General features: G+C 66.9%; 1 protein-coding gene. It reads right to left on the bottom strand.

From position 1 onward, the window contains the following. A partial coding sequence (locus tag LDO27_RS25520; RefSeq protein ID WP_290368867.1) for an AMP-binding protein occupies positions 1 to 690 on the bottom strand: 690 nt, incomplete at its 3' end. Between the last annotated feature and the right edge of the window lie 13 nt (positions 691 to 703).

Genomic DNA, 703 nt, shown 5'->3' with positions numbered 1-703 from the left:
CGGGAAGCCCGCGTTGGTGACACCGTGCTGGCGGAAGGCGTCCAGCGTCTGCTCGGCGCTCCACAGTTCGTCGTCACGCAGCACGACTTGCGCGCCGGCGATCAGGGGCACCAGCCAGCGCTCGTGGGCGCCGTCGAAGTTGAAGGAGAGAAAGTGCAGCTCACGGTCATCCGGGGTCATGCCGTACTGCACGGCAGTCGCGTGGCAGTGCATGGCCAGAGGGCCGTGTTCGACAGCGACGCCCTTGGGGGTACCGGTGGAGCCGGAGGTGTAGATCAGGTAGGCGAGTTGATGGGGGCGGACGCTCGGAAGGTCGCCGTCGACGTCGCCGACATCTTCCATGAACACCGTGGGCAGATCGGTGGGAATGCGGTCTGCCAGCGCCCGGGACGTCAATACGAGACGAACCTTTGCGTCGTTCAATAGATGGGCAAGGCGATGCGACGGCAGTTCTGGATCGAGCGGCAGGTAGGCGGCGCCTGCCTTCAAGACGGCAAGCAGACGAACCAGCAGTTCCGGCGACCGGTCCAGCGCTACGCCTGCCACCGTCTCCGGCCCCACGCCGGCCTCACACAGGGAAAGAGCGAGCCGGTGGGACGCCGCATCCAGCTCCGCGTAGCTCAGGGTCTTGTCTCCACACCGCACGGCCACCGCGTCGGGCTGCATCCGGGCTCGTCTAGCGATGGCCACATGCACCGGCTCG

It is taken from the genome of Cupriavidus respiraculi (genome assembly GCF_914271545.1).
GTDB classification, from domain to species: Bacteria; Pseudomonadota; Gammaproteobacteria; order Burkholderiales; family Burkholderiaceae; genus Cupriavidus; species Cupriavidus respiraculi.
This window is presented reverse-complemented; position numbering and strand designations above follow the sequence as displayed.